Origin of the sequence: Anaeromyxobacter dehalogenans 2CP-1 (genome assembly GCF_000022145.1) — a bacterium.
In the GTDB taxonomy this organism is placed as follows: domain Bacteria; phylum Myxococcota; class Myxococcia; order Myxococcales; family Anaeromyxobacteraceae; genus Anaeromyxobacter; species Anaeromyxobacter dehalogenans.
The window spans coordinates 1,568,955-1,593,587 of sequence record NC_011891.1 but is presented as its reverse complement, the minus strand read 5'-3'; the positions used below and the strand labels follow the sequence as shown (position 1 = coordinate 1,593,587).

At 76.0% G+C, this 24,633-nt stretch carries 21 protein-coding genes; 5 read left to right on the top strand and 16 right to left on the bottom strand.

From position 1 onward, the window contains the following. The first annotated feature begins 82 nt into the window (after nucleotides 1-82). A complete protein-coding gene (locus A2CP1_RS07150) occupies nucleotides 83-2,302 on the top strand; it encodes an FkbM family methyltransferase (protein WP_012632723.1) in 2,220 nt (739 codons plus the stop codon). Here A2CP1_RS07150 and A2CP1_RS07145 read toward each other — a convergent pair. The 5 genes from A2CP1_RS07145 to aspS form a co-directional block, all read right to left on the bottom strand. Next, nucleotides 2,236-2,739 (bottom strand): 4Fe-4S dicluster domain-containing protein, encoded by a 504-nt coding sequence (locus A2CP1_RS07145; protein ID WP_012632722.1) that lies wholly within the window; start codon nucleotides 2,737-2,739, stop codon nucleotides 2,236-2,238. The two genes, A2CP1_RS07150 and A2CP1_RS07145, sit on opposite strands and share 67 nt — an antisense overlap. 9 nt (nucleotides 2,740-2,748) lie before the next feature. Further along, nucleotides 2,749-3,654 (bottom strand): CgeB family protein, encoded by a 906-nt coding sequence (locus tag A2CP1_RS07140; protein ID WP_012632721.1) that lies wholly within the window; start codon nucleotides 3,652-3,654, stop codon nucleotides 2,749-2,751. A gap of 98 nt (nucleotides 3,655-3,752) precedes the next feature. Further along, nucleotides 3,753-5,063 (bottom strand): glycerol-3-phosphate dehydrogenase subunit GlpB, encoded by a 1,311-nt coding sequence (gene glpB, locus A2CP1_RS07135; protein ID WP_012632720.1) that lies wholly within the window; start codon nucleotides 5,061-5,063, stop codon nucleotides 3,753-3,755. Continuing rightward, complete coding sequence (locus A2CP1_RS07130; RefSeq protein ID WP_012632719.1) at nucleotides 5,060-6,697, bottom strand: glycerol-3-phosphate dehydrogenase/oxidase; 1,638 nt, start codon at nucleotides 6,695-6,697, stop codon at nucleotides 5,060-5,062. Before A2CP1_RS07130 ends, glpB begins: the two co-directional genes overlap by 4 nt. A 114-nt stretch (nucleotides 6,698-6,811) precedes the next feature. Further along, the gene (gene aspS / locus A2CP1_RS07125) at nucleotides 6,812-8,623 is read right to left on the bottom strand and encodes an aspartate--tRNA ligase (RefSeq protein WP_012632718.1); all 1,812 of its coding nucleotides are present in this window, start codon (nucleotides 8,621-8,623) and stop codon (nucleotides 6,812-6,814) included. A 250-nt stretch (nucleotides 8,624-8,873) separates the two neighbouring features. Between aspS and A2CP1_RS07120 the strand changes: the two genes are divergently transcribed. Together A2CP1_RS07120 and A2CP1_RS07115 are read left to right on the top strand one after the other, a co-directional pair. After that, nucleotides 8,874-9,095, top strand: coding sequence for a YHS domain-containing protein (locus A2CP1_RS07120; protein ID WP_012525370.1), 222 nt, complete (start codon nucleotides 8,874-8,876; stop codon nucleotides 9,093-9,095). Nucleotides 9,096-9,248: 153 nt separating this feature from the next. After that, nucleotides 9,249-10,259, top strand: coding sequence for an MDR family oxidoreductase (locus A2CP1_RS07115; RefSeq protein ID WP_012632717.1), 1,011 nt, complete (start codon nucleotides 9,249-9,251; stop codon nucleotides 10,257-10,259). Nucleotides 10,260-10,394: 135 nt separating this feature from the next. Here the strand turns inward: A2CP1_RS07115 and recJ are convergent, their stop codons facing one another. Continuing rightward, entirely contained in the window at nucleotides 10,395-12,116 is a 1,722-nt protein-coding gene (recJ, locus tag A2CP1_RS07110; RefSeq protein WP_012632716.1) for a single-stranded-DNA-specific exonuclease RecJ, read from the bottom strand. A 175-nt stretch (nucleotides 12,117-12,291) separates the two neighbouring features. Between recJ and A2CP1_RS23550 the strand changes: the two genes are divergently transcribed. Continuing rightward, nucleotides 12,292-12,996 carry a hypothetical protein gene (locus tag A2CP1_RS23550; RefSeq protein WP_012632715.1) on the top strand — a complete coding sequence of 235 codons (705 nt, stop codon included), beginning with the start codon at nucleotides 12,292-12,294 and terminating at the stop codon, nucleotides 12,994-12,996. A 65-nt stretch (nucleotides 12,997-13,061) separates the two neighbouring features. On the opposite strand, the gene A2CP1_RS07100 is transcribed toward A2CP1_RS23550, so the two are convergent. Next, the gene (locus tag A2CP1_RS07100; RefSeq protein ID WP_245530004.1) at nucleotides 13,062-13,433 is read right to left on the bottom strand and encodes a response regulator; all 372 of its coding nucleotides are present in this window, start codon (nucleotides 13,431-13,433) and stop codon (nucleotides 13,062-13,064) included. Nucleotides 13,434-14,016: 583 nt separating this feature from the next. Here A2CP1_RS07100 and A2CP1_RS07095 point away from each other — a divergent pair. After that, nucleotides 14,017-15,216, top strand: coding sequence for a TonB-dependent receptor (locus tag A2CP1_RS07095; protein ID WP_012632713.1), 1,200 nt, complete (start codon nucleotides 14,017-14,019; stop codon nucleotides 15,214-15,216). Nucleotides 15,217-15,285: 69 nt separating this feature from the next. Here the strand turns inward: A2CP1_RS07095 and secF are convergent, their stop codons facing one another. The 9 genes from secF to A2CP1_RS07050 form a co-directional block, all read right to left on the bottom strand. Beyond that, nucleotides 15,286-16,494 (bottom strand): protein translocase subunit SecF, encoded by a 1,209-nt coding sequence (gene secF, locus A2CP1_RS07090; RefSeq protein WP_012632712.1) that lies wholly within the window; start codon nucleotides 16,492-16,494, stop codon nucleotides 15,286-15,288. Further along, nucleotides 16,494-18,335, bottom strand: coding sequence for a protein translocase subunit SecD (secD, locus tag A2CP1_RS07085; RefSeq protein ID WP_012632711.1), 1,842 nt, complete (start codon nucleotides 18,333-18,335; stop codon nucleotides 16,494-16,496). Before secD ends, secF begins: the two co-directional genes overlap by 1 nt. Then, nucleotides 18,336-18,683, bottom strand: coding sequence for a preprotein translocase subunit YajC (gene yajC / locus A2CP1_RS07080; protein ID WP_012632710.1), 348 nt, complete (start codon nucleotides 18,681-18,683; stop codon nucleotides 18,336-18,338). Nucleotides 18,684-18,824: 141 nt separating this feature from the next. Continuing rightward, a complete protein-coding gene (tgt, locus tag A2CP1_RS07075) occupies nucleotides 18,825-19,988 on the bottom strand; it encodes a tRNA guanosine(34) transglycosylase Tgt (RefSeq protein ID WP_012632709.1) in 1,164 nt (387 codons plus the stop codon). A 31-nt stretch (nucleotides 19,989-20,019) separates the two neighbouring features. Continuing rightward, complete coding sequence (locus tag A2CP1_RS07070; protein WP_012632708.1) at nucleotides 20,020-20,640, bottom strand: PilZ domain-containing protein; 621 nt, start codon at nucleotides 20,638-20,640, stop codon at nucleotides 20,020-20,022. Between the two features lie 73 nt (nucleotides 20,641-20,713). After that, complete coding sequence (gene queA / locus A2CP1_RS07065) at nucleotides 20,714-21,751, bottom strand: tRNA preQ1(34) S-adenosylmethionine ribosyltransferase-isomerase QueA (protein WP_012632707.1); 1,038 nt, start codon at nucleotides 21,749-21,751, stop codon at nucleotides 20,714-20,716. 7 nt (nucleotides 21,752-21,758) lie between these two features. After that, complete coding sequence (locus A2CP1_RS07060) at nucleotides 21,759-22,634, bottom strand: SpoIID/LytB domain-containing protein (protein WP_012632706.1); 876 nt, start codon at nucleotides 22,632-22,634, stop codon at nucleotides 21,759-21,761. An 8-nt stretch (nucleotides 22,635-22,642) separates the two neighbouring features. Continuing rightward, complete coding sequence (locus tag A2CP1_RS07055; RefSeq protein ID WP_012525358.1) at nucleotides 22,643-23,299, bottom strand: DedA family protein; 657 nt, start codon at nucleotides 23,297-23,299, stop codon at nucleotides 22,643-22,645. Further along, the gene (locus tag A2CP1_RS07050) at nucleotides 23,296-24,504 is read right to left on the bottom strand and encodes a KamA family radical SAM protein (protein WP_012632705.1); all 1,209 of its coding nucleotides are present in this window, start codon (nucleotides 24,502-24,504) and stop codon (nucleotides 23,296-23,298) included. Before A2CP1_RS07050 ends, A2CP1_RS07055 begins: the two co-directional genes overlap by 4 nt. Nucleotides 24,505-24,633 lie beyond the last annotated feature (129 nt).

The window sequence follows — 24,633 nt, the reverse complement described above, 5'->3', positions numbered from 1 at the left end:
ACGCCTTCCGCGGCGCCCCTCCTGGCACGGGCCAGGCAAGGGCCTCCGGCGGCGCCACGCACACGGCGCGACCGGAGGCCGGATGAGGATCGGCGTCGTCTTCAGCACCCTCCCCCGCGAGGACACGACGGGGGTGCACGTGCTCCGCGCGCTGCACGAGATCGGCTGCGATGCGTTCCACCACGAGCCGCTGCGGCGGACGCCTGGCGGCGGCGTCGAGCTCGTCGGCTACGAGGCCCTGCCGTCCGCCGACCTCTACCTGCAGGTGGACGACGACCTCGCCTACCCCGGGCCTGTGGGCCTGGGGGCCCCGTCGGCCTACTACTGCATCGACACGCACCGGCTCGGCGCGCCGCTCGCGGGCGGGACGCTGCTGCGCCCGGAGAAGGCGCGGGACTTCGACCACGTCTTCAGCGCGCAGCGCGACGGGGTGGACCTGCTGGCGCGCCGCGGGATCGCCGCGCGCTGGCTGCCGCTCGCGTACGACCCGGCGCGCCTCGCGCCCGACCCGGCCCAGCCGAAGCAGATCGACTGGTGCTTCCTCGGGACACCGCTCGGCGACCGGCCGCGCATCTGTCGCGACCTGGCGCGGCGGTTCCCGAGCTGCGTGTTCGGCCAGGCCTACGGCGAGGCCGCGCTGCGCATCTACCAGCAGAGCCGGATCATCCTGAACCTGCCGGTGGGCAACGACGTGAACATGCGCTTCTTCGAGGCGCTCGGCGCGGGCGGGCTGCTGATCGGCGGCGCGGTGCACAACGGCGAGGACGAGCTGGTGGACGGGCTGGTTCGGTTCGACGATCCCGCCGAGCTGCCCGCGCTCGTGGAGCGCTGGCTCGCCGACGCCGAGGGGCGCGCCGTGCTCGCCGCCGAGCAGCAGCGCGCGGTCGCGGGGCGCCACACCTACGCGCAGCGCATGCGCCAGCTGCTCGCCGGGATCGAGGCGGGCCCGCTCGCGCGCCCTCGCCCGGCCCCGGCCTCTCCGGCGGAGGACGCGGCGGCGCTGGTCTCGGACGCCGTCGCCCGGCTCGAGGCGGGGTCGCCCGCCGACGCGCTGCGGCTCGCGGATCGTGCCGCGCAGCTCGACGGCGCGCGCCCGCAGGCGCACCGCGCCCGCGCGCTCGCGCTCGCCGGGCTGGGCCGCCCGGCGGACGCCGCGGCCGCGCTGCTCCGCGAGCTGGAGCTCTCGCCGGCGTCCGGCGAGGCGTTCCGCACGTTCGTCGGCATGCTCGACCGCGCGGCGGCCGGCGGCGGGATGCCGGGCGCGGCGTTCACCCGCGCGTTCCTGCGGGTGCTCGACCTCGCCTCCGAGGCACCGGCCGGCGACGCCGGGCCCTCGCTCGAGGCGGCCGCGCACGCGGCGGCGGCGGTGCTGGGGCGCCACGCGGAGTTCGAGCGCGCCTGGGCCGCGCTCGCCGACGCCGACTCGCGCCGCTGGATGCTGGAGCTGTGCGCGCACCGCGCGCTCGGGCCGGGGCGCGTCCCGGTGCGCTTCGACGCGGACCGCGCGCGCTCGCTCGAGGAGGACGTGGAGGCGCGGATGCTCCGCGAGCGCGGCGCCGTGCCGGCCTCGGCCACGCGCGGCGGGTCGCAGGCGTTCCAGGGCTGGCGGCTGGACCGCTACGATCTCCGGCCGGCCGGCCTCCCGCTCGAGCTGCTCTCCACCGCCGAGTACGTGGTCGCGACGTTCTTCCTGCGCCAGTACCAGCTCGACCGCGCCGGCGTCCGGGTGGCGCCGGCGGAGGGCGACGTGGTCGTGGACGGCGGCGGCTGCTTCGGCGAGACCGCGCTCCACTTCGCGCACCAGGTCGGCCCGGCGGGGCGCGTGCTCAGCTTCGAGTTCCTGCCCGCGCACCTCGAGGTGTTCCGCGCGAACCTGGCGCTCAACCCGGCGCTGGCCGGGCGGGTGGAGATCGTGCCGGAGGCGCTCTGGGACCGCAGCGGCGAGGAGATCCCGTTCACCGAGCACGGCCCGGCCACGCACCTCGGCGCGGCGCCGGGCGCCGGGGCGGCCGCGGCGCGCACGCGCAGCGTGGACGATCTGGTCGAGGCGCGCGGGCTCCCCCGGGTGGACTTCCTGAAGCTGGACGTCGAGGGCGCGGAGCTCGCCGCCCTGCGCGGCGCCGAGCGGACCATCCGCCGGCACCGGCCCCGGCTCGCCATCGCCGCGTACCACCGGCCGGAGGACCTCGGCGCCCTGCCCGCCTGGATCGACGCCCTCGGCCTCGGGTACCGGATCTACCTCGACCACTTCACGCCGGGCGCCTGGGAGACGATCGCGTTCGCGGCGCCCGCCACGGCCTGACCGGAGCGCGCGCCCCGCAGCGTCGCGCCCACCTCGGCCCGCGCGTGCAGCGCCCGGACCACGCGCGAGATGGGCACGCCCACCGGGCAGCGCGCCTCGCAGTCGCCGCAGCCGTCGCAGGCGCCGAGCGCGCCCGCGGCGAGGGCCAGCTCCGGCCCGGCCCGGCCGTACAGCCGGAAGGCCGCGTGCAGCCCGAGCGCGCGCACCGCCGGCGCGGCCCGCGCGAGGTCGCAGCCGGGCTCGCACAGGCCGCACGAGATGCACGCGGACGCGGCCTCGTCCACCTCGCGATCCCCGAGGAGCGTCGGGAGCAGCCCCTCGGAGACGTACGCCGCCCGGAACCGCTCCAGCCCAGGCCCGCGGGCGCGCAGCCGCTTCAGCGGGTGCGCGACCAGGGCGCGGTAGGCGAGGTAGGCGAGCGCGCGCGGCGAGGCCACGCGTCGAGTCTAGCAGCCGGGCGTGCCGGGCGCCTGCGGCGCGCCGTCCAGGACGAGGCGCGCGGCCCCCCGCGGCGGGGCGTCCCCGGCGAGCGCGGCGCGCAGGATCGCCACCTCGTCGCGCGCGGACATGAGCCGGAAGCCGGCCTCCGCCAGGCGGGCGCGCGCCGCCGGATCGCGGGCCAGCGCCTCGCACGCCTCGACCAGGCGCCCGTACTCCGCGAACGCCACGCCCTCCTCCAGCGCGCGCTCCTCCGCGGCGTCGGCGCCGCGCTCCGACACCACGCAGCGGCGGTTCGCGAGCAGGTAGGACACCCGGACGATCTCGAACACCTTCGCCTCGTAGAAGTGCACGTTCAGCACCACCCGCGCGCGCGCGATCCGCGCGTCGCGCGCGGCGCCGTACAGGCCGAAGGCGGTCTCGACCGAGAGGCCGCGCGCGCGCAGGGCCTCGATCACCCGCGCCCGCCGCGGGTTCATCGAGCCGTAGAAGAGCACGTCCACGTCCTCCGGCGCGGGCGGGATCCGGCACAGCCCCGGCACGAAGCCGATGGGCACCACGCGTGGCGCCGGAAGCCCGAGCATCGCGTACCGGGCGGCGTTGCGCGGGCTGTAGTCCCACACCTCGTGCGCGGCGAGCAGCGCGCGCACCGGCGCGGTCAGCCAGGGCGACCCGGAGTCCACCTGCTCGAGGTTGTAGAGGATGGCGTCCTTCGCGAGCGGCTGGCGGACGTGCGGCAGCAGGTTCGCGCCGAGCACGATGGCGCGGCGCCCGCGCGGCGCGGGGTCGGTGCCGAGGACCGCGTCGTGCCCGAGCGCGCCGAGCGCCGCGTGGAGCGTCTCGGCGACCTCTCGGAACGCGGCGCTGTGGACGTATCCGGGGGGAGAGACGACGGAGATCGCGTAGCGCGCCATGCCGGCGGCGGATGCACGCGGCGCGCCCTCCGACCGCCCGCCGCGATCCCGCGGGGTTCCGCGCGCGCGCCAGGGACGTGACGCGCGGGGCGGCGGCGCTACCCGCGGGCCGCCGCCGCGCGCCCGGCCAGCCAGCCGGTGAGGATGGCCACGCCCAGGCCTGTTCCGTCGCTCGCGTGCTCGTGACCGCCCACCAGCGCGCCCGCCGCGAACAGCCTCGGGTGGACGGGGCGGCCGCGACCATCGAGCGGCCGCAGCGACGGATCCACGCGCAGCCCGGCGGAGAGCAGCGGCTGGGGCGCGCGCCGGTCGCGCACCGTCAGCGAGGTGGCGGGCCGGCCGGACAGGTGCACCCCCGCGTCGCGCCCCTCGGCGGCCTCCACCGGCAGCCCCATGGCGCGCTCCGCGAGCGCCCCGTGGCGCACCAGCCCGCCGCCCACGAACCGGCCGGTGGCGAGCACCCAGCTCCCGGCCAGGATCACCGCCTCGCCCACCTCGACCCGGTCGCCCGGCGCGCCGCCCGCGGCCCGGAGCTCGCCGGCGAGCACGGTCACCCCGGCGCGCGCCAGCCGCGCCTCGAGCGCCGCCTGGAGCCGGAGCCCAGGGACGCTCGGGACGTCGGAGAGCGTCTCCGCCACCGGCACGCCCGCCGCCGCCGCCACGCGCTCGGGGACCCGCGCCGCGGGCGAGAGCCCCAGCACCGGCGGGAGCAGCACCGCCGCGGCGCCGCGCGCGCCGTTCGCGAGCGCCGCCCGCAGCCGCTCGCCCAGCCGCTCCGCCTCGCCGGGCGGCTCCAGCGCGCGCGCCAGCTCGTGCGGGCGCGCCCAGGGATCGAGGCCGGGCAGGTCCACCTCGAGCTCCCGCACCTCCGGCCCGCCGCGGCCGGCGTGGCGGCCGAGCCCGTCCGCGACCAGCGCCGCGTCGAAGCCCAGGTGCCCGCGGAGCCCGGCCACCGCGAGCGGCCCCGCCACCGCGAGCAGGTCGCCCGGCTCGGCCGCGCGCTGGCAGGTGGCCGCCGCGACCACCTCGCCGGTCGCCGTCGCGAGGAAGCGCGGGCGCTCCAGCACCGGCGCGAGCAGCGGGTCGAGCGCGCGCACCGCGAAGTCGAGCGCGTCCGGGAGCAGCACCAGCCCCTCGCCCACCGCCGCGTACGGGTGACCCGGGCGCTGCCGCGCCAGGCGCCGCGCCGACTCGACCGGCCCGCGCCGCCACGAGAGCGGATCGCCGGGGAGCGCGGACAGGTCCGGCGCCACGCCCACGGCGCCCGAGGAGAGCGCCGTCGCCCCGGGCGCGCAACGCACCAGCGCGACCTCGCAGCCTGCCGCCCGCGCCGAGAGCGCCGCCATCGCCCCGGCCATGCCGCCGCCCACCACCAGCACGTCGGCCCGCACCGTGCGCGACGCGGTCACGGCGCCTCCCACGGGCCGCACCCGCCGCGCAGCAGCTCCTCGGCGGCGAGCTGGGCGCCGTCCAGCACCGGCCGCCGCTCGCGCCAGCCCTGGTCGAGCAGGTCGGAGAGCTCGGCGCGCACGCGCTCCGGCGGCCAGGACAGCTCGCGCCCGACGAGCTGCGCGCCCACCCGCGCGCAGTCGAGGCCGCCGCAGGCGCCCACCGAGAGCCGGCAGCGGCGCCGCAGGTCCTGGAGGCGGCGCACCTGCTCGTGGCGCGCGCAGTAGACCACCTCGGCGGCGAGGATCGCCTCGTCGCGGCACAGCACCAGGCCCAGGCGCCGGTCGTCGCGGATCATGGCGCAGATCTCCCGCGCGCGGCCGCCGTGCCGGTACACCAGCCGCGCAGCCACCGCCGCGGCCACCGGGAACTCGCGCGCCAGCGCGGCCGGGTCGGGCACCTCGTCGCCGCCGGGCAGCGGCTCCTGGTGCGTGCGGCAGGGCGTGACCGGCCGGCCGAGCAGCGCCTCGATCCGGTCGGCGGCCTCCTCGGACTGGGCGCGGTACGAGGCGAGCTTCCCGCCCACGATGGAGAGCAGCCCGGCCGCGCCGTCCGCGGCGCCGTCGAGCAACTGGTGCTCGCGCGAGAGCGCGTCCTCGTTCGGCCCGTACGCGTACAGGGTGGTGCGCAGGCCGCACCAGGCCCGGGTGATCCGCGCCCGCCGCACGCCGGGGACCAGGGAGGCGGCGCCCTCCAGCAGGTACTCCACCTCGTCCTGGGTCGCCTCGAGGTCGTCCGGGTCGCCGTACCAGTCGTCGTCGGTGGTGCCGACGATCGACTCGTTCTCGTGCGGCATGAGGAACATCTGCCGCCCGTCGACCGCGGTGCAGATCACGCCGTAGCTGGACCAGCGGCGGTCGAGCGTGAGGTGCACGCCCTTGCCCGGGCGCATCGGCACCCGCACGCCGCTCGCCCGCGCCAGCGCCGGGGACCACGCGCCGGCCGCGTTGAACACCACCGGCGCGCGCGCCTCGCCCTCCTCGCCGGTGAGCGCGTCGCGCCACCGGACGCCGCGCACCCGGCCGCCCTCGACGAGGAGCTGGCGGACCTCCGTCCAGGTGCGCAGCTCGGCGCCGTGCGTGCGGGCGGAGAGCGCGTTCAGCACGCAGAGCCGGAACGCGTCGATGCCCCACTCGTCCAGCGTCACCGCGCCGTGCAGGCCGGGGCGCAGGCCGGGCTCGAGGCGGTACAGCTCCTCGGCGGTCAGCCGGGTGGAGGGCCTCCCGCGCTTCAGCGGCTGGTACTGGTCGTAGGTGCCGACGTAGACCTCGGTGGCGTACCAGGCGGCGCGCTCGGCGAGCGTGGCGGCCTCGGCGCGCGAGCCGAACGGCATCAGGAACGGGATGCGGAACAGCAGGTGCGGGGCGATCCGCTGGATGAACCCGGAGTCCCGGCAGGCCAGCTCGGTGACCTTCCGGTCGGAGAGCATGTACCGGATGCCGCCGTGGATCATGCCCGAGCTGTTGCCGCTCGCGCCGACGCCGAAGTCCGACCTCTCCAGCAGCAGCACCCGCAGCCCGCGCATGGCGCAGTCGCGGGCGGTGCCGGTCCCGTTCACGCCGCCGCCGACGATGATGACGTCGTGCTCGCCCATCGCGCGCGCCCCCGGCTCCGAAGCGTAGCCCGGACCGGGGGCGCGGTCGCGCGAAAGGTGAGGCGCCTCCGGGCGCGGGGCCGCGGCGGCGCGCCGCGGGCAGGCGCGGCGCCGCTACTTCGGCTCGTACGTGCTCTTCACGTACAGCTCGCGGAGCTGGCGCGCGTCCACGTCGCCGGGGGCGCCGGTCATGAGGTCGGTGCCCTTCTGCGTCTTGGGCCAGGCCACCACGTCGCGGAGCGACTCGGCGCCGGTGAGGAGCATGACCAGGCGGTCCATGCCGAGCGCGATGCCGCCGTGCGGCGGCGCGCCCATCTTGAGCGCGTCGAGCAGGAAGCCGAACTTGCTGCGGGCCTCCTCGTCGGTGATGCCCATGGCCTTGAACACCCGGGCCTGGACCTCGGGGTCGTGGAGGCGGATGGATCCGCCGCCGATCTCGAACCCGTTCAGCACCAGGTCGTACCGGTAGCAGTTCACCTTGCCCGGATCGCTCTCGAGGAACTGGAGATCGGAGTCGTGCGGCCGCGTGAACGCGTGGTGCGCGGCGGCCCACTGGCCGGACTCCTCGTCGTACTCGAACAGCGGCGGGTTCACCACCCACAGGAAGCGCCAGGCGCCGCCCGACCCGTACTCGGGGATGAGGCCCATGCGCTTGGCGAGGTGCACGCGCAGGTTCGCCATCACCGTGTGGACCACCGACTCCTTGCCGAACTGGAACAGGAGCAGGTCGCCGGGCTTCGCCTCGCAGGCCTCGTTGATCGCCTGGCGCAGCGCGGGGGTGATCGTCTTCGCGAGCGGCGACTGGGTCCACTCGCCGCCCTCGCCGACCTTGGCGCGGGCGAGCCCCTTCGCGCCCATGCCCTTCACGTACTCCTCGAGCTTGTCGATCTCGGTGCGCGAGAAGTTCGCCGAGGCGGGCACGCGCATCGCCTTCACGATGCCCTTGGCCTTCACCGCCTCGTGCATGAGCGGGACGCCGCCGCCGTCGTGCTGGCGCACCAGGTCGGTGAGCACCACGTGCGGCATGTCGAAGCGGAGGTCGGGCTTGTCGTTCCCGTACTTCGCCATCGACTCCTCGAACGGCATGCGCTGGAACGGGCGCGGGATCTCGATCCCGAGCACCTCCTTCCAGAGCTTCACCACCAGCCCCTCCATCACGTCGAACACGTCGTTCTGCTCCACGAACGACATCTCGACGTCGATCTGCGTGAACTCGGGCTGCCGGTCGAGCCGGAGGTCCTCGTCGCGGAAGCAGCGGACGATCTGGAAGTACCGGTCGAAGCCCGCCATCATGTAGAGCTGCTTGAACAGCTGCGGGCTCTCGGCGAGCGCGTAGAACTTGCCGGGGTTGAGGCGCGAGGGGACGAGGAAGTTGCGGGCGCCGCCCGGGGTGTACTTCACCATGAACGGCGTCTCGAGCTCGAGGAAGCCCTTGTCGGTGAAGTAGTTGCGGGTGAGGTGGTTCACCTTCGCGCGGGTCATGAGCGTCCGCTGCAGCGGGGCGCGGCGCAGGTCGAGGTAGCGGTACTGGAGCCGCTTCTCCTCGCCGGTGTCGATCTCGTCCTCGATCTGGAACGGCGCCGGCTCGGAGCGGTTGAAGATCTCGAGGTCCGACGCGTGGACCTCGATCTCGCCGGTGCGGAGCTTCGGGTTCACGTTGCCGCCGCGCGAGACCACCTTGCCGCGCACGCCGACGCAGTACTCGAGCCGGAGCTGCCCGGCGAGCTCGTGCACGTCGGGGCGGACGTCCTCCTCGAACACCACCTGGGTCAGGCCGGCGCGGTCGCGCAGGTCGATGAACACCGCGCCGCCGTGGTCCCGCCGGTTGTTCACCCAGCCGAACAGCACGACCTCCTTGCCGATGTCGGCCTTGGTGAGTTCACCGCAGGAGTGGGTACGCTTGAGCTCGGTGATGAAGCGCGGCAAGGGAAGGGCCTCCGGACGTGGGGAAAGGCAGCTAACACTGCGGAACCTCAGGCGTCAAGGACGACCGCAGCCCTTCCGGTGCGCGCCGCCGCCGGGTCTCCCCGGCCGCTCGGGCATGTGGAAGTTGCAGCCCGGACCCTGGAATTCCTGCAGGGCCCCGCGCCGCGGAGCGGACGCGGGCCCGGCCGGCGGCGCGCCCGCCGGTGGCCCCGTCGTTGCAGTCCCGGATCCCCGGGGAGGGAGGCATCACATGGACGCGGACCAGGACGGCGTCGGGATCGATCCGGTGTGCGGGCGGCCGGTGCTCGAGGAGGACTCCGAGTCGTTCGAGTACAAGAAGCGCCGGTACTTCTTCTGCTCGCGCCGGTGCCGGGAGCGCTTCGAGCGGCACGCCGAGCGGCTCCACGTGGGCGAGCTCGCCAGGATGGGCGCGCTGTTCGGGGAGCGCCGCGATCGCTGGGGGGTCGCCTGACCGGCGCGTGGCCGGATTCCCCGGGATGACGGGCGCATGCGCCGGGCGGCGCGGACCTCCCTGATCCGGGCACTGGACCCCTCCGGTGGGCTGGACGCAGGATGGCGGTCCCTCGCCTTCCATCGCCCTCCCCTCGCCCCCGGAGATCCGCCCATGCCCGCGCCTTCGCTGCCGCAGCGCTTCCGTGCCTTCGTCGTCCGGGAGGGCGACGGCGCCCGCTCCGCCGGGTTCGAGGAGCTGCCCGCCTCCGCGCTGCCCGAGGGCGAGCTGACGGTCGCGGTCCGCTACTCCAGCCTCAACTACAAGGACGCGCTCGCGGTCACCGGCAAGGGCAAGGTGATCCGGAAGTTCCCCATGGTCCCGGGCATCGACCTCGCCGGCACGGTGCTCGAGTCCCGCGATGCGTCGTTCCAGCCGGGCGACGAGGTGCTGGTGACGGGCTGGGGCATCGGCGAGGCCACGTTCGGCGGCTACGCCGGCCTGGCGCGCGTTCGCGCCGCGTGGGCCTTGCCGCTGCCGCGTGGCCTGACCGCCCGGCGCGCCATGGCCGTCGGCACCGCCGGCTTCACCGCGGCGCTGTGCGTGGACGCGCTCGAGGACGCCGGCGTGCGCCCCGGCGGCCGGCCGGTGATCGTCACCGGCGCGGCCGGCGGCGTGGGCAGCGTGGCCGTCGCGCTGCTGGCGCGCGCGGGCTACGAGGTCGCCGCCTCCACCGGCCGCCCCTCGGAGCGTGCCTTCCTGGAGTCCCTGGGCGCCACGCGCATCGTGCCGCGCGAGGAGCTGGCCCGGCCGGGCACGCGGCCGCTCGAGTCGGAGACCTGGGCGGGCGGCGTGGACGCCGTGGGCGGCGCGGTGCTGGCGAGCGTGCTCCGCCAGACCGCCTACCGCGGCGCGGTGGCCGCCTGCGGCCTGGCCGGCGGCACCGACCTGCCGGTCACGGTGCTCCCGTTCGTGCTCCGCGGCGTGCGCCTCCAGGGCGTGGACTCGGTGATGGCGCCCGCGGCGCCGCGCGCGCGCGCCTGGGGCCGCATCGCGCGCGACCTCACCGCCGACCGGATCGACGCGCTCACGACCGAGATCCCGCTCGCGGAGGTCCCTGCCTGGAGCGAGCGGATCCTGGCCGGGCAGGTGCGCGGGCGCGCGGTGGTCGCGGTCGCGCCGTGAGGATCTGACGGGGCTGCGCCCCGCCCCCACCCTGCTCGCCGGGTCCCTTGCGCCGCCGCGGGCGGCTTCGCCGCGGACGCGGCGGCGTCCCGGCGGGCTCGCTGCGCTCGCCGATCGATCGTGCGGTGCCGCGCCTCAGCGCGCCGGTCGCAGGTCCTTGAGCTTCAGCTGCAGTCGGCGGGTGCCGTCCCACTCGTCGAAGCCGATGGTGAACGCGGCGTCCACCGGCCCGCCGCACGCCGGCGCGCGGTCGCCCATGCCGAAGCCGATGGCATCGAGGCCGCGGCCGAGCGCGAGCTTCAGGTGCGCGCCGCCCGCCCCGACCGTCCGCGCGCGCGCCGCGGCGCCGCGCAGCGCGAACACCGGCTCGGGGTGGCCGGCGCCGAACGGCCCGAGCCGTCCCAGCGCCTCGGCGGCGTCCTCGGTCACCTCGGCGTCGCCCACCCAGCCGTCGATCCGGCAGCGCGGCACCAGGTCCTCGTCGGCGATGGTGGCGGCGGCGTGCGCCTCGAACGCGGCCCGGAACGGCTCGACCTGGGCCCGCTCCACCGTGACGCCGGCGGCGTGCCGGTGGCCGCCGAAGCGCGCCAGGTGGCCGGAGCACGCGGCGAGCGCGTCGTAGAGGTGGAAGCCCTCGATCGATCGCCCGCTGCCCTTCCCGGCGCCGTCCTCCAGCGCCACCAGCACCGCGGGGCGGTGGAAGCGCTCGACCACGCGCGACGCGACGATGCCCACCACGCCGGCGTGCCAGCCGTCGCGGGCCAGCACCAGCCCGCGCGCGCCGGCGGCCACCCGCGCCGCCGCGTCCGCGAGCGCCTGCTCCAGGATGCGCCGCTCGATCTCCTGCCTGGCCTGGTTCTCCCGATCCAGCTCGTCCGCGAGCGCCTGCGCGGCCGCCGCGTCGCCGGAGAGCAGCAGGCGCACCCCGCGCCCCGCGTCGTCGAGCCGGCCCGCGGCGTTGATGCGCGGCGCGAGCCGGAACCCCACCTGGCCGGCCGTCACGGGCGTCCCGTCCGCGATGCCGGCCACGCGCTTCAGCGCGCGCACGCCGGGGCGCCGGCTGGTCGCGAGCTGCTCGAGCCCCCAGCGCACCAGGATCCGGTTCGCGCCGACGAGCGGCACCACGTCGGCGACCGTGCCGAGCGCGACGAGGTCGAGCACCTCCTTCAGGTTCGGCTCGGGCCGGGCCGGGCCGAAGCGGCCCCGCTCGCGGAGCCGGCGCCGGAGCGCCATGGCCAGCGCGAACGTCACGCCCACCGCGGCCAGGTCCTTCGACGGGTAGGCGCAGCCGGGCTGGTGGGGGTTGAGGATGGCGGCGGCCGCGGGCAGCTCCACCGGCACGGTGTGGTGGTCCACCACCACCGTGTCCACGCCCAGCCCGGCGGCGACGCGCACCTCGTCCACGCTCGTGATGCCGCAGTCGAGCGTCACCAGCAGGCGGACGCCCTGCGCGGCCAGGCTGCGGACCGCGTCGCCGTTGAGGCCGTAGCCCTCCACCAGCCGGTGCGGGGTGTACGTGACGACGTCGGCCCCCGCCGCGCGCAGGAAGCCGCAGAGGAGCGCGGTCGAGGTGACGCCGTCCACGTCGTAGTCGCCGTAGCAGGCGATGCGCTCGCCGCCCTCCAGCGCGCGCACGATCCGCTCGACGGCGGCGTCCATGCCCTTCATGCGGAACGGGTCGGGCAGGTCGGCGAGGCGCGCGGCCAGGAACGCCTCGGCCTCGGCCGGATCGGCGTGGCCGCGCGCGGCCAGCACGCGCGCGGCCAGCGGGTGCAGGTCCAGGGCGCCGGCCAGCTGCGCCGCCCGCGCCGCGTCCACCGCCGCCTCCACCCACCGCTTCCCGGTCGCGCCCGACACGGTCCGCTCGGTAGCACGCCGCCCTGACAGGGCGGCGGCCGGGCGCAGGGGCGGGGCCGCGGGCGCGAGGGCTCGCGCGCCCGCAGGCGCTGCGGCGCGCGCTCCGGGCCGCGAGCGGGGCCGTGCGCAGGTTTCGGGCCGCCGCGCAGGACGCGCGCGCGAGACGGGAGGCTGGATGAGGCACGCAACGAGATGGATCCTGGCCGGCGCGCTGGCCGCCGCGGGGATGGGCGGCGCCTACGCGCAGAGCGGCGGCGCGGGTGGCACCGGGAGCGGGGCTGCCGGCACGGCGGGCACGGCCGGCGCGCCCGGCACCGCCGGGACCGGCGCCGGCGCCGCAGGGACGGACACGACCGGCACGGGCGCGACCGGGACCACCGATGGCACGGGCGCGTACCCGCCGCCCGCCGGCACCGACACCACCGGCGCCGGGACCAACGGCACCGGCACCTATCCGCCGCCCGGCGGCACGGGCACCGGGAGCGGCACGGACGGCGCGGGCACGTACCCGCCACCCGCCGGGACCGACACCACCGGAACGCCAGGCACGGGCACCGGAACCGGCGGCACCGACATGGCTCCGCCGCCCGCCGGCACCGGCACCGGCACGGACACGACGGGAACCGGGACCCCGGGGACCGGGACGAACGGGACCTCCGGCACCGGCACCTACCCACCGCCAGCCGGCACCGGCACGGACGCGACGGGAGCGGGGACCAGCGGGACCGGCACGAGCGGAACCACCGACACGGGCACCTATCCGCCGCCCGCCGGCACCGGGACCGACACGAACGACGCAGGCACCACCGGCGGCGCCGGGACCGGGAGCGCCGGCACCGGCGCGCCGGGCACCGGCACCGGCGGCGGCGTCCAGCGCTGACCGCGCCGCGCCGCGGCTGCCTCCATGACGCTCCGTGAACGGGGGTGGCCGCGGTCGCGCGCGGATCACGACGCCGTGCGCCGGCGGGCCAGGGCGGCCTCGATCGCGGCGACCAGGCGCGCCGGGTCGAAGGGCTTCTGCAGGAACACGTCCGCGCCCGCCCGGCGGAACGCCTCCTCCGCGTGCTCGTCGCCGGACATGCCGACGAGCACCGGGTGGTGCCGGCTGGGCGCGTCGTGGACCGCGCGGATCACCTCGCCCCCGAGGCGCCCCGGGAGGCGGTGATCGACCACCCAGACGTCCGCCGGCGGGAGATCGGCGAGCTGGAACACGCCGGCCTGCGCGGGCAGTCCGATCACCGCGTGACCGAGCCGCCGGAGGACGTCCACCAGCAGCTCGCGCAGGTCCGCGTCATCATCGATGACGACGATGCGCAATCCCGCCGTGGAACCGCTCGCCCCCATGCCGCATGGATGCGCGCTCCCCACCGATACGCGAACCCCCCGCGCGGGGTCGCTCCTGGTGATTGCGCAATCGGTGCTGCGCCGAGTTCACGGTGCGACCGGGTCGCCGGCGCGACTTCACGGTGGGTATGCGACCCGCCGCCGCGCCGCGCCTGCGCTCGCCGCCGGCCGCGTCGAGCGGGTCCCGCCTACGGGGGCGTCGCCCCGGCGACGCGTCGCGGCGCCCGGGTAGCCCGGGCGACGGGTCGATCCCCTGGCGGCCGCTCCTCTGCGCACGCGCGAGACCGCACCTTGCGCCGGTGCACGCGCCCGCCCTCGCGCTCTGGCTCGCCGCCGCATCCACCTCCGGTGCGGGCCCGCGCGTCTACGTGAGCGACGAGGGCTCCCGGCACGTGGTCGTGCTCGACGCGGGCAGCGGCGCCGAGGTGGCGAGGATCGAGGTCGGCCCGCGGCCTCGCGGCCTGCGCCTGGACGCGGCCCGCGGGCGGCTCTACGTCGCCGTGAGCGGCTCGCCGCTCGGGGAGAGGCCGAGGGCGGGCTGGGGCGGCTCGAGGCGGTGCTGTACGCCGGGGCGCGGCGCTTCGACCCGGATCGCGCCCGCTTCGGCCCGGAGCGCGCCACCGAGGCGCTCGCGGCGCGGCAGCGCGTGCCCTCCAGCGACCTGGGCGGCTCGCTGGTCTGGTCGGCCCCGGCGCGCGGCGCGCTCCGGCTCACCGCCGGCGGCGACCTGCGGCGGGTCGCCGGCGCGGCGCGCGAGACGCTGTTCCCGGCGACCGCGGCGCCGGACGCGGCGGTGGCGCGGGAGGCGGACGGCTCGCAGCTGCTCGGCGGCGTGTTCGCCGAGGGCGGCGCCGCGGTGGCGCCAGGCCTCGAGCTCTCGGCCGCGCTGCGGGTGGACCTGTGGCGGAACGGCGAGGCCACCGGGCTGCGGCGCGCCGCCGGCGGCGGCGAGGACCGGACCCGGTACGCGCCGCGCAGCGACGCCCAGGTCTCGCCCCGCGTCGCCCTGCGCTGGCGCCCGGGCCAGGGCCCGCTCGCGCTGCGCGCGTCGGCCTACCGGGCGTTCCGCGCGCCCACGCTGAACGAGCTGTACCGGACGTTCCAGGTCGGCACGATCGTGACCGCGCCCGATCCGTCGCTCCGCGCCGAGACGCTGCTCGGCGCCGAGGCCGGGCCGGAGCTCGCCGTCCGGGGCGGCGCGCTCCGCCTGCGCGTCACCGGCTTCTGGAGCGTGCTGCGCGACCCGATCACCGTCGTGACGCTGGACGCGCCGCTGCCCGACGGCGCCACCCGGCGCCGCGCCAACCTGGGCGCCGCGCGCATCCGCGGGCTGGAGGCCGCCGCCGCCTGGGCGCCGTTGCCGTGGCTCGAGGCCCGGGCCGCCTGGACGTTCGTGGACGCCCGGGTCGCGTCCGCGCCCGGCCACCCCGAGCTCTCCGGGCGCGCGCTGCCGCAGGACCCGCGCCACCGCGCCGCGGTCTCGCTCGCCGCCTGGCGCGCCGGCCTCGGCCGCCTCGGCGCCGAGCTGCGCGCGGTCTCGCGCCAGTACGAGGACGACCGGAACGCGCTGCCCATGGGCGGCTACGTGCTGCTCGACCTCGCCGCCTCGGTGCCGCTGCGCGGTGGGCTGGAGGCGTTCGCGGCGGCCGAGAACGTGCTCGACCGGCGGTACCTGGTCGGCCGCGCCGGCGTGGACACGATCGGCGCGCCGCGGATGGTGCGGGCGGGGCTGCGGGTGCGGATGGGCGGCGAGTGAGGCGCCCCGGAACGGCGGAGGGCCCCCCGCTGGCGCGAAGGGCCCTCCGGAACCGCTGCCGGCGCGCGGCTACTTCGCGGTGCGCGCCTGCGGCTGGGCCGCGGCCGCGGCGGCCGCGCCCTTCGCCTTCGCCCGCTTCTTCTCGGCGCGCTCCTCCAGCCAGATGGTCATCGGGGCGGCGATGAACCAGGTGGAGTAGGTGCCCGAGACGATGCCGAACAGCATCGCCATCGAGAAGTCGAAGATCGTGCCCACGCCGTAGACGAGCAGGCCGATGAGCGAGAGCGCGGTGGCGAACGAGGTGAGGAACGTGCGGCCCAGCACCTCGTTGATGGAGAGGTTCACGATGTCCGAGAGGCTCCGGCCGCGCAGCTTGGCCTGGTTCTCGCGGATGCGGTCGTAGATGACCACCGTGTCGTTCACCGAGTAGCCGACCACCGTCAGGATCACCGCGATCGAGGTCAGGTTGAACTCGCGGCCGCTGATGGTGAAATAGCCCATGGTCATGATCGCGTCGTGCAGCATCGCGATGACCACGCCCGGGCTGAAGCGGAAGTCGAACCGCAGGCCGATGTACACCACGATGAGGCCGATGGCGTACAGGATGGCCTTCAGGCCCTGCGCCTGGAGCTCGCGGCCGGCGGCCGGGCCGACGTACTCGACGCGGCGCACGTTCGGCTGCGAGTCGCCCAGCTGCGCCTTCAGGCCGGCCTGGACGTTCTCCTGGATGCCCTGGGTGATGACCGCGTAGGAGCGCGTGCCGGCGGTGAGGCCCTGCTCCTCCCGGACGTCGCGCACCTTCACGCCGGCCGCCTCGACCGCCGCCCGGACCGCGGCGGCGTCGACCGCGCCCGAGAACTGGAAGTCGATCTTGTCGCCGAACTCCGGGTTGAACGCGAAGCCCGCCACCGGCAGCTTCGTCTTCACCGCGTCGGCCACCCGGGCCACGTCCGCCTCGGTGAGCAGCGAGATGCGCTCCACGCGGATGAGGAACGTGTGCTCGGCCTCGGCGCCGTAGGTCTGGACCGAGGCGCCCTTGAAGCCCAGGTCCTCGACCGTCTTGCGGATGTCGGCCGGATCGACGGGCTTGCCGAACTGGACCTCCATCTCGGTGCCGCCCGCGAAGTCCACGCCCATGTTCAGGCCGTGGACGAACGGGAGCGACCACAGGATGATCGCCAGGTTCACGACCAGCGAGAGCGCCACGGCGATGTGGCGCTTGCCCACGAAGTCGAACTTCGTGTCGTGGGGGATGATGTCGAAGGTCTTGAATTGCATCAGACGCTCAGGCGCGCCGTGTCGTGGCGCGTGAAGTACTCCATGATCACCCGGGTCACCACGATCGACGTGAACATCGAGGCGACCAGGCCGATGATCAGCGTCACCGCGAAGCCGCGGATCGGCCCCGACCCGTACTGGAACAGCACCACGCCGGCGACCAGCGTGGTCACGTGCGAGTCCACGATGGTCCAGAACACGCGGTCGTAGCCGAGCTGCACCGACTGCCGCACGTTGCGCCCGGCGCGCATCTCCTCGCGGATGCGCTCGTTGATGAGCACGTTCGCGTCCACCGCCATGCCGAGCGTGAGCACGAACCCGGCGATGCCCGGCAGCGTCAGCGTGGTGCCGATCATCGACATGACCGCCAGCACCAGCAGGCCGTTCAGCGCCAGCGCCACGTCCGCCACCAGGCCGGTGCCGCGGTAGTAGACGACCATGAACACCACCACCAGCGCGAGGCCGACCAGCGCCGCGAGCGTGCCCTTGCGCACCAGCTCCGGCCCGAGGGTGGCGCCCACGGTGCGCTCCTCGGTGATGGTCACCGGCGCGGGGAGCGCGCCAGCCTTCAGCACCAGCGCGATGCCGTTCGCCTCGTCGAACATGTCCTGCTGGTTGCGGCCCGAGCCGAGCGTGATCTGGCCGTTGGAGGAGATGCGGCCCTGGATGTACGGCGCGGTCTCGACCTTGTCGTCGAGCACCGTCGCCATCCGGCGCCGCATGTTCTCGGTGGTGAGCTTCTCCATCAGGCGCGCCCCCTCGGGCGACATCTTGAAGGAGACCACCGGGCGCCCGCGCTGGAGCGTGTCGGACTGGTCCACGGCCACCGCCGCGTCGGCGATGTAGTCGCCGGTCAGCTCGGTCTTCGCGCGGAGCAGGTAGGTCCGGTAGTAGGTGGTCTTGATGGGGCCCTGGCCGACCTGGCCCTCGCCGATGCCGACCGCGTTCTTCTGCGGGTCGAGCAGCGGGTTCAGCTTCTCCGCGATGACCTTCTCCAGCTCGGTGCGGGTGTTCGCCGCGACCATGGTGGCCGCGCGCGTGCCGCCGTTCGGCAGCTCGACCGGCTCCACCGTCCAGCAGCCGGTCTCGGGGAGCGGCAGGGACAGGCCCTGGCGGTCGCCCTGGCACTGCGGGAGCTGCCCGCGGACCGGGTCGAGCGCCGGGTTCTCGTCGTCGGCGATCTTGAACTCGAGCTGCGCGGTGCGGCCCAGCAGCTCCTTGGCCTTCTCCGGATCCTTGAAGCCCGGGAGCTGGACCTGGATCTGGTTGTTCGCCTTGGTCTTGATGTCGGGCTCGGTGACGCCCCACTTGTCCACGCGGTTGCGGATGACCTTCTCCGCCTGCTTCACCGCCTTCTCGCGGAAGTCGCGGAGCACCGAGTCCTTGAACGCGAAGCGGACCGCGCCCTCCGGCGCGCCGCCCGGCGAGTACATCTCCTCCGCGTAGCCGGAGGAGCCGAGCACCGCGTCCTTCACCTCGCCCGGGTTCGCGGCGGCCACCTCGACTTGCGCGCCGCCGCCGACCACCTGCGTGCCGGTGAACGCGACGTTCTTGCCCTTCAGGAACTCGCCGATCTCGTCGGCGCGGCGGGCGACCTTGGTCTTCACCGCCCGGTCGACGTCCACGCCCATGGAGAGCAGGATGCCGCCCTGGAGGTCCAGGCCGAGGTTGAGGTGGTGCTTCGCGTCCGGCGCCCAGCCCGGCACCGAGGTGTCGTACGCCTCGGTGTTCCGCTGGTCGGGCGGGAGCTTGAAGTAGAACCAGCTCGGGACGAGCTGGTAGATCGACAGGATCGCGACCGCCACGACGAGCGCGACGCGCCAGTACCAGGAGCGTTCCATCTACTTCTTCCCCTCCGCCTTGGCCGGCTGGGCCTCCACCTGCTTCCACTGGCCGGCGACCTGGCCCTTGAGCACGCGGAGCTTGGTCCCCGCGCCGACGTCGATGGTCACCGTGCGGTCCTCCACCAGCACCACCGTGCCGATGATCCCGCTCTGCGTCACCACCTCGTCGCCCTTCTTCAGGGCGGTCACGAACGCCTGGTGCGCCTTCGCCTGCTTCGCCTGCGGGCGGAAGAAGACGAAGTAGAAGACCACCGCGATCGCGATGAACGGCAGGAAGGCGACGATGGGGTTCTGCGCCTGACCGTCGGCGGTCTGCGACAGGAAGGCGTGCAGGACGGGATGCATGGATGTGCTCCGGAGCTCGATCCGCTTGGGTGAGAAAAAGCGCTGTGTTCTAGCGTGATTTCGACGAGGGCCGCAACCCCTTTGTTCCCCGCCGGGGCCCCCGGGCGTGCGCGGCCGCGCGCACCCGGCCGGCGGGCCCCGTCAGCCGTCGCCGTCCGCGCGCCAGGCGGCCAGCCGCTCGGCGCGGAACGCCGCGAACCGGCCCTCCTCGATGGCGCGCCGGGCGTCGGCCATGAGCGACAGGTAGAAGTGCAGGTTGTGCAGGGTGTTCGCGCGGAGCGCCAGGATCTCGCCGGCCTTGAACAGGTGGCGGAGGTAGGCGCGGGTGAACGTCCGGCAGGCGTAGCACCCGCACTCCGGATCGGCCGGCCGCTCGTCGTCCGCGTAGCGCGCGTTGCGGATCACGAGCTTGCCGCGGCTCGTGAACAGCAGGCCGTTGCGCGCGGTGCGGGTGGGGAGCACGCAGTCGAACAGGTCCACGCCGGCGGCGATCCCCGCCAGCAGGTCCTCCGGCGTGCCCACGCCCATGAGGTAGCGCGGCTTCTCGCGCGGCAGCCGCGGCGCGTCCCGGGCCACGCCGTCCCACATCTCGGCCGGCGTCTCGCCCACCGCGTAGCCGCCCAGCGCGTAGCCGGGCAGGTCCAGCGCGGCCGCCTCCTCGATGGCCCGCGCCCGCAGGTCTCCGAACAGCCCGCCCTGCGCGATGCCGAACAGCGCGCAGCGCGGCCCCTCGCGCGCCTCGATCTCGCGCCAGGCCTCGCGGCACCGCACCAGCCAGCGCTGCGTCCGCGCCAGCGACAGCTCGTGGTAGGCGCGGTCGGCGAGCGCCGGCGGGCACTCGTCGAACGCCATGATCACGTCGGCGCCGAGCGCCTCCTGGACCTCGATCGCCCGCTCCGGCGAGAGGAAGTGGCGCGAGCCGTCGAGGTGGCTGCGGAAGGTGACGCCCTCCTCCGCGATCTCGACCAGGCCGGGCCCGCCGCGCTCGCGGCCGGCGCCCTTCTCGCCCAGGCTGAAGACCTGGAAGCCGCCCGAGTCGGTGAGCACCGCGCCCGGCCAGGACATGAAGCGGTGCAGCCGGCCGAGGCGCTGGATCCGCTCGTGCCCGGGGCGCAGGTACAGGTGGTACGTGTTCGCGAGCACGATGCCGGCGCCCAGCGCCTGGAGGTCGCGCGGCTCGAGCGTCTTCACCGTGGCGGCGGTGCCCACCGGCATGAACACCGGCGTCTCGATGGTGCCGTGCGCGGTCTCGAGCCGGCCGCGGCGGGCGGCGGCGTCCTCGGCGAGGAGCTGGAAGCGGATCACCGGGCCGGTGTCGCCCGCGCCGCCGGGCCTGTCAAGCCGGGCGCCGCCCCACGCGCGCCACCCCGGCCACCACGCCGCGCCAGGCCCGGCCCGCGCGCCCCTCGAGGACGAGCCGCAGCCCGGCGCTCCGCTCCATCGCGCCGCCGGGCTGGTTCCAGCACACCACCGCGCGCGCGGCCGGCGCGAACACCCCGCGGCCGAGCCGCAGCACGACCAGGTCGCCGACCAGCGGGAGCTGGCCGGGCCAGCGCACCGCGCAGCCGCCGTCCGAGACGTTGAGCGCGCCGGTGTCGAACGCGCCCCCGGCGTGCTCGACCCGCAGCGGCAGGTCGCAGGGGAAGCGCGGCGCCCGCTCCTGGAACGAGACCGGCTCGCCACGCGCGGCGGTGGCGAGGAAGCCGGCCGCCGGGAGCGAGGCGCGGTCGAGCGCGAGGTCCACGCCGGGCGGCAGCGCCGGGCGCCCCATCCGCCGGACCATGGCGACCTTCCCGTAGAGGGTGGCCCGGATGGCCTGCCCGTAGATCCCGACCCGCACCGCGACGCGATCGCCCACCCGCGAGTCGGAGAGCGCCGGCACGAAGATCTGCCCCGCCTCCGGCCGCCAGCCGGCCAGGTACTGACCCGGCTCCACGTTGACCGAGACGCTGTGCAAACCCCCCGCTCCTCGCCGCCCGTATAGCACACACCGGCGCACCTCACGGCGCGCCGGACGGGACGCGCCGGGCTCAGCGGCGGAGCAGGAGCATCGCGTCCCCGTAGCTGAAGAAGCGGTAGCCGCGCGCGACCGCCTCGCGGTAGGCGGCCAGCACCCGGCCCTGGCCGCCGAACGCGCAGACCAGCACCAGCAGCGTGGAACGGGGGAGGTGGAAGTTCGTGACCATCGCGTCCACCGCGTGGAACGGGTGGCCGGGGCGGATGAACAGCTCGGTGCGGCCCGGGCCGGCGGCGACGGCGCCGTCGCGCCAGGCGCTCTCCAGCGTGCGCACCGAGGTGGTGCCCACCGCCACGATGCGTCCGCCGCGCGCGCGGGTCGCGGCGAGCTCCGCCGCGGCGGCGGGCGACACCTCGTAGCGCTCGCCGTGCATGCGGTGCAGGTCGAGGTCGTCGCCGCGGATGGGCAGGAACGTGCCCGGGCCGACGTGCAGCGTGACCGCGGTGCGCCGGATCCCGCGCGCCGCGAGGCGCGCCAGCAGCGGCTCGGTGAAGTGCAGGCCGGCGGTCGGCGCGGCGGCGGAGCCGGGCGCCCGCGCCCAGATGGTCTGGTAGCGCGCCGCGTCCTCGGCGTCCGGCGCGCGGCGGATGTACGGCGGCAGCGGGATGCGCCCGGCGCGGCCCAGCGCCGCCTCCAGCTCGGGGCCCTGGCGGTCCAGCGTGACCCGGTAGAAGCCCTCGCCCTCCACGTCGTCGACGCGCGCCTCGAGGCCGTCGAAGGTGAGCACCGCGCCCTCGCGGATGGGCTTCGAGGCCTGCCCCATGGCCCGCCAGCGCCGGCCCAGCCCGCCCTCCAGCGGCTCGCACAGGAGCAGCTCCACCTTGCCGCCCGACGCCTTGTGGCCGAGCAGCCGCGCCGGGATGACGCGCGTGTCGTTGAAGACGAGCAGGTCGCCCGGCGCGAGCAGCTCCGGCAGGTCGGCGAAGCCGCGGTGCGCGGGCGAGCCCTCCTCCGGCGCGAGCACCATGAGGCGCGAGGCGTCGCGCGGCGTGACCGGCGCCTGGGCCACCAGCCCCTCGGGCAGGGCGAAGTCGAAGTCGGAGAGGCGCACGGTCGGGTCAGTACATGCGCAGCACGTCGGTGCCCGGGTAGTAGTGGCGGAGGATCTCGCGGTAGTCCCTCCCCTCGCGCGCCATCCCGGCCGCGCCCCACTGGCACAGCCCGGCGCCGTGGCCCTGGCCGCGCCCGTCGAACGCGAACCCGCGCCGCACCTCGCGGACGGCGAACGCGAGCGAGGGCAGCCGCGCCCAGCCGAGCCGCTGCCGGAGGTCGGTGGCGGCGAGCGTGACCCGCCGCCCCCGCCCGGCCACCTCCACCTTCTCCGCGCGGCCGCTCGCGCTCCGCGCCACCACCCGCGCCGCCGTGGCCGCCCCGCCCAGCCCGGCCAGCCGCCCCAGCTCCGCCGCGCCGACCTCGAGCGACCAGCGCACGCGCGGCGCGCGATCGCAGCGCCCGCACTCCACCGAGGCGAGGTACGGCAGGTCGCGCCCCAGCGCCGGCATGCCGGCCTCGGTCCGCCCGCCGCAGGCCGCGTGGAAGTACGCCTCCACCGGCTCCATCCCCTGCACCAGCACCTCGCCGTGCGTCGCGTCCACCGCCGCGCGCGCCTGCGGGCTGGCGCGCCCCGCCGCGAACACCTGGGCGATGACGCCGCTCGCGATGTCCCAGCGCCGGTTGGCCGCCTGCGCCTCCACCTTGCGCGTGAGCGCGTAGCTGCGCGCGGCCACCGCCTGCGCCTTGAGCGCCTCGGGCGGGAAGCTCCCCGGCATCTCGCCCGCCACCACGCCCGCCACGTAGTCCTCGAGCCGCAGCTCCTGGATCTCCTCGGGCTGCGCCCGGACCTGGACGCGGATCAGCTCCTCGGCGCGCGCGGGGACCGCGGCCGCGGCGAGCGCGGCGGCCAGCGCCGCGGCGGTGGCGAGCGGGCGGCGCACGGCGGTCGTCAGCCCTCGTCGGCGGCGGCCGGCACGCGGGCGCGGCGCGCCTCCTTCACCTTGTGCCAGACGAACCAGGCGACGGCGAGCACGCCGGCCACGACGATGACGAGCTCGAAGCGGTGGTAGATCGCCTTGACCCGCGGATCGGTGTGCCACGCCTCGCCGGCCCACTCGCCCACCCACGCGAGCGCGTAGCACCAGGGGTACGAGCCCACGAACGTGTAGAGGACGAACTTGCCCATCGGCATGCGCGACACGCCGGCGGGGAACGCGATGAACGTGCGGATCACCGGGAGCAGCCGGCCCGCGAACACCACCCACTGGCCCCAGCGCTGGAACAGCCGGTCGGCGAGGTCGAGCTCCTTGTGCGAGAGGAGCACGTAGCGGCCGTACTTCTCGATGAGCGGCCGGCCGCCGAACTGGCCCAGGTAGTAGGCCGGGATGGAGCCGACCACGCAGCCGATGGCGCCGGCCAGCGCCGCGCCGTGCAGCGTCATCTCGCCCCGGTACACGAGGTACCCGGCGAACGGCATGATGATCTCGGAGGGCAGCGGGATGCACGCGCTCTCGATGGCCATCAGCAGCACGATGCCGCCGTAGCCCATCGACGAGATCACCGACGTGGTGAACACCGCCAGCGCCTCGATCACCTTGGAGATCATTCGCCCTCGCCGTCCCCGCCCGCCGGGCCGCCTCGCGCGGCCGCGTCGGCGGGGTAGTAGACCGCCTCGTAGGGGCAGGTGCAATCCTGCTCCGGCGGCTCCGGATAGAAGTAGCGCTCGCCGCGCCCGTTGCGGAGCCAGTGGCCCCGCGCGCCCTCCTCGCCTTCCCCCGCGAGGTACTGCGGCTGCAGCGTGACCTTGCCGCCGCCGCCCGGGAGGTCCACCGCCAGGTGCGGGATGGCGAGCCCGCTGGTGCGCCCGCGCATCGCCTCGAGGATCGCCACGCCCGCCGCGAGCGGCGTGCGCAGGTGTCCGGTGCCGGCGGCGAGGTCGCCCTGGTGCAGGTAGTACGGGCGGACGCGGAACGTGAGCAGGCGCTCGTTCAGGTCGGTGAGGATGCGCGCCGAGGAGTTCAGGCCGCGCAGCAGCACCGACTGGTTCTCGACCGGCACGCCGTGGTCCACCAGCCGCTCGCAGGCCTCGCGCGCCTCGGGCGTGCACTCCTTCGGATGGTTGAAGTGCGTCACCACGAACAGCGGCGCGTGGCGGCGCAGCGCGGCCGCGAGCGCGTCGGTGACGCGCATGGGGTTCGTGACCGGCGCGCGCGTGGCGACGCGGAGCACCTGCACGTGCGGGATGGCCCGGAGCCCCGCCAGGATCCCGTCGAGCTTCTGATCGGAGAGCGAGAGCGGGTCGCCGCCGGAGACGATCACGTCGCGCACCTCGCGGTGCGCGCGCACCCAGGCGATCCCCTCCTCCACCGCGGCGCGGTCGAAGCCGCCCTCGTCGTCGCTGAAGGTGATGCGCCGGCGGGTGCAGTGGCGGCAGTAGACCGCGCAGCGGTCCACCGCCAGGAAGAGCGCGCGGTCCGGGTACTTGTGGACGATGGCGCGCACCGGGCGGTGCGGCTCCTCGCCGATGGGATCGTCGAGGTCGCCCGGCGCGGGCACCGCCTCGGCCGCCGACGGCATGACCTGCAGCCGGATCGGGCAGGCCGGGTGGTCGCGGTCGACGAGCGAGGCGTAGTACGGCGTCGCGGCCACGCGGGTGTGGCCGGCGGCGAGCGCGAAGCCGCGGCGCTCGGCGTCGGTGAGCGGGAACAACCGCTCGAAGTCGGCGGCCGTGGTGAGCGCATGGCGCTGCTGCCAGCGCCAGTCGCGCCACTCGGCCTCGGTGGTGCCGGGGAAGAGCTCTCGCCAGGTCATCGCGGGTGCGGCGCAGGCCTCAGGAGACCGGGGGGGAGCGCACGCGAGGCGCGGAAGGTAACGGCAGCAGGCAGCCGAGTCAAACCTCCAGAGGCCCTGCAGGGTTCCAGACCGGCCCTCCGGCCGAGG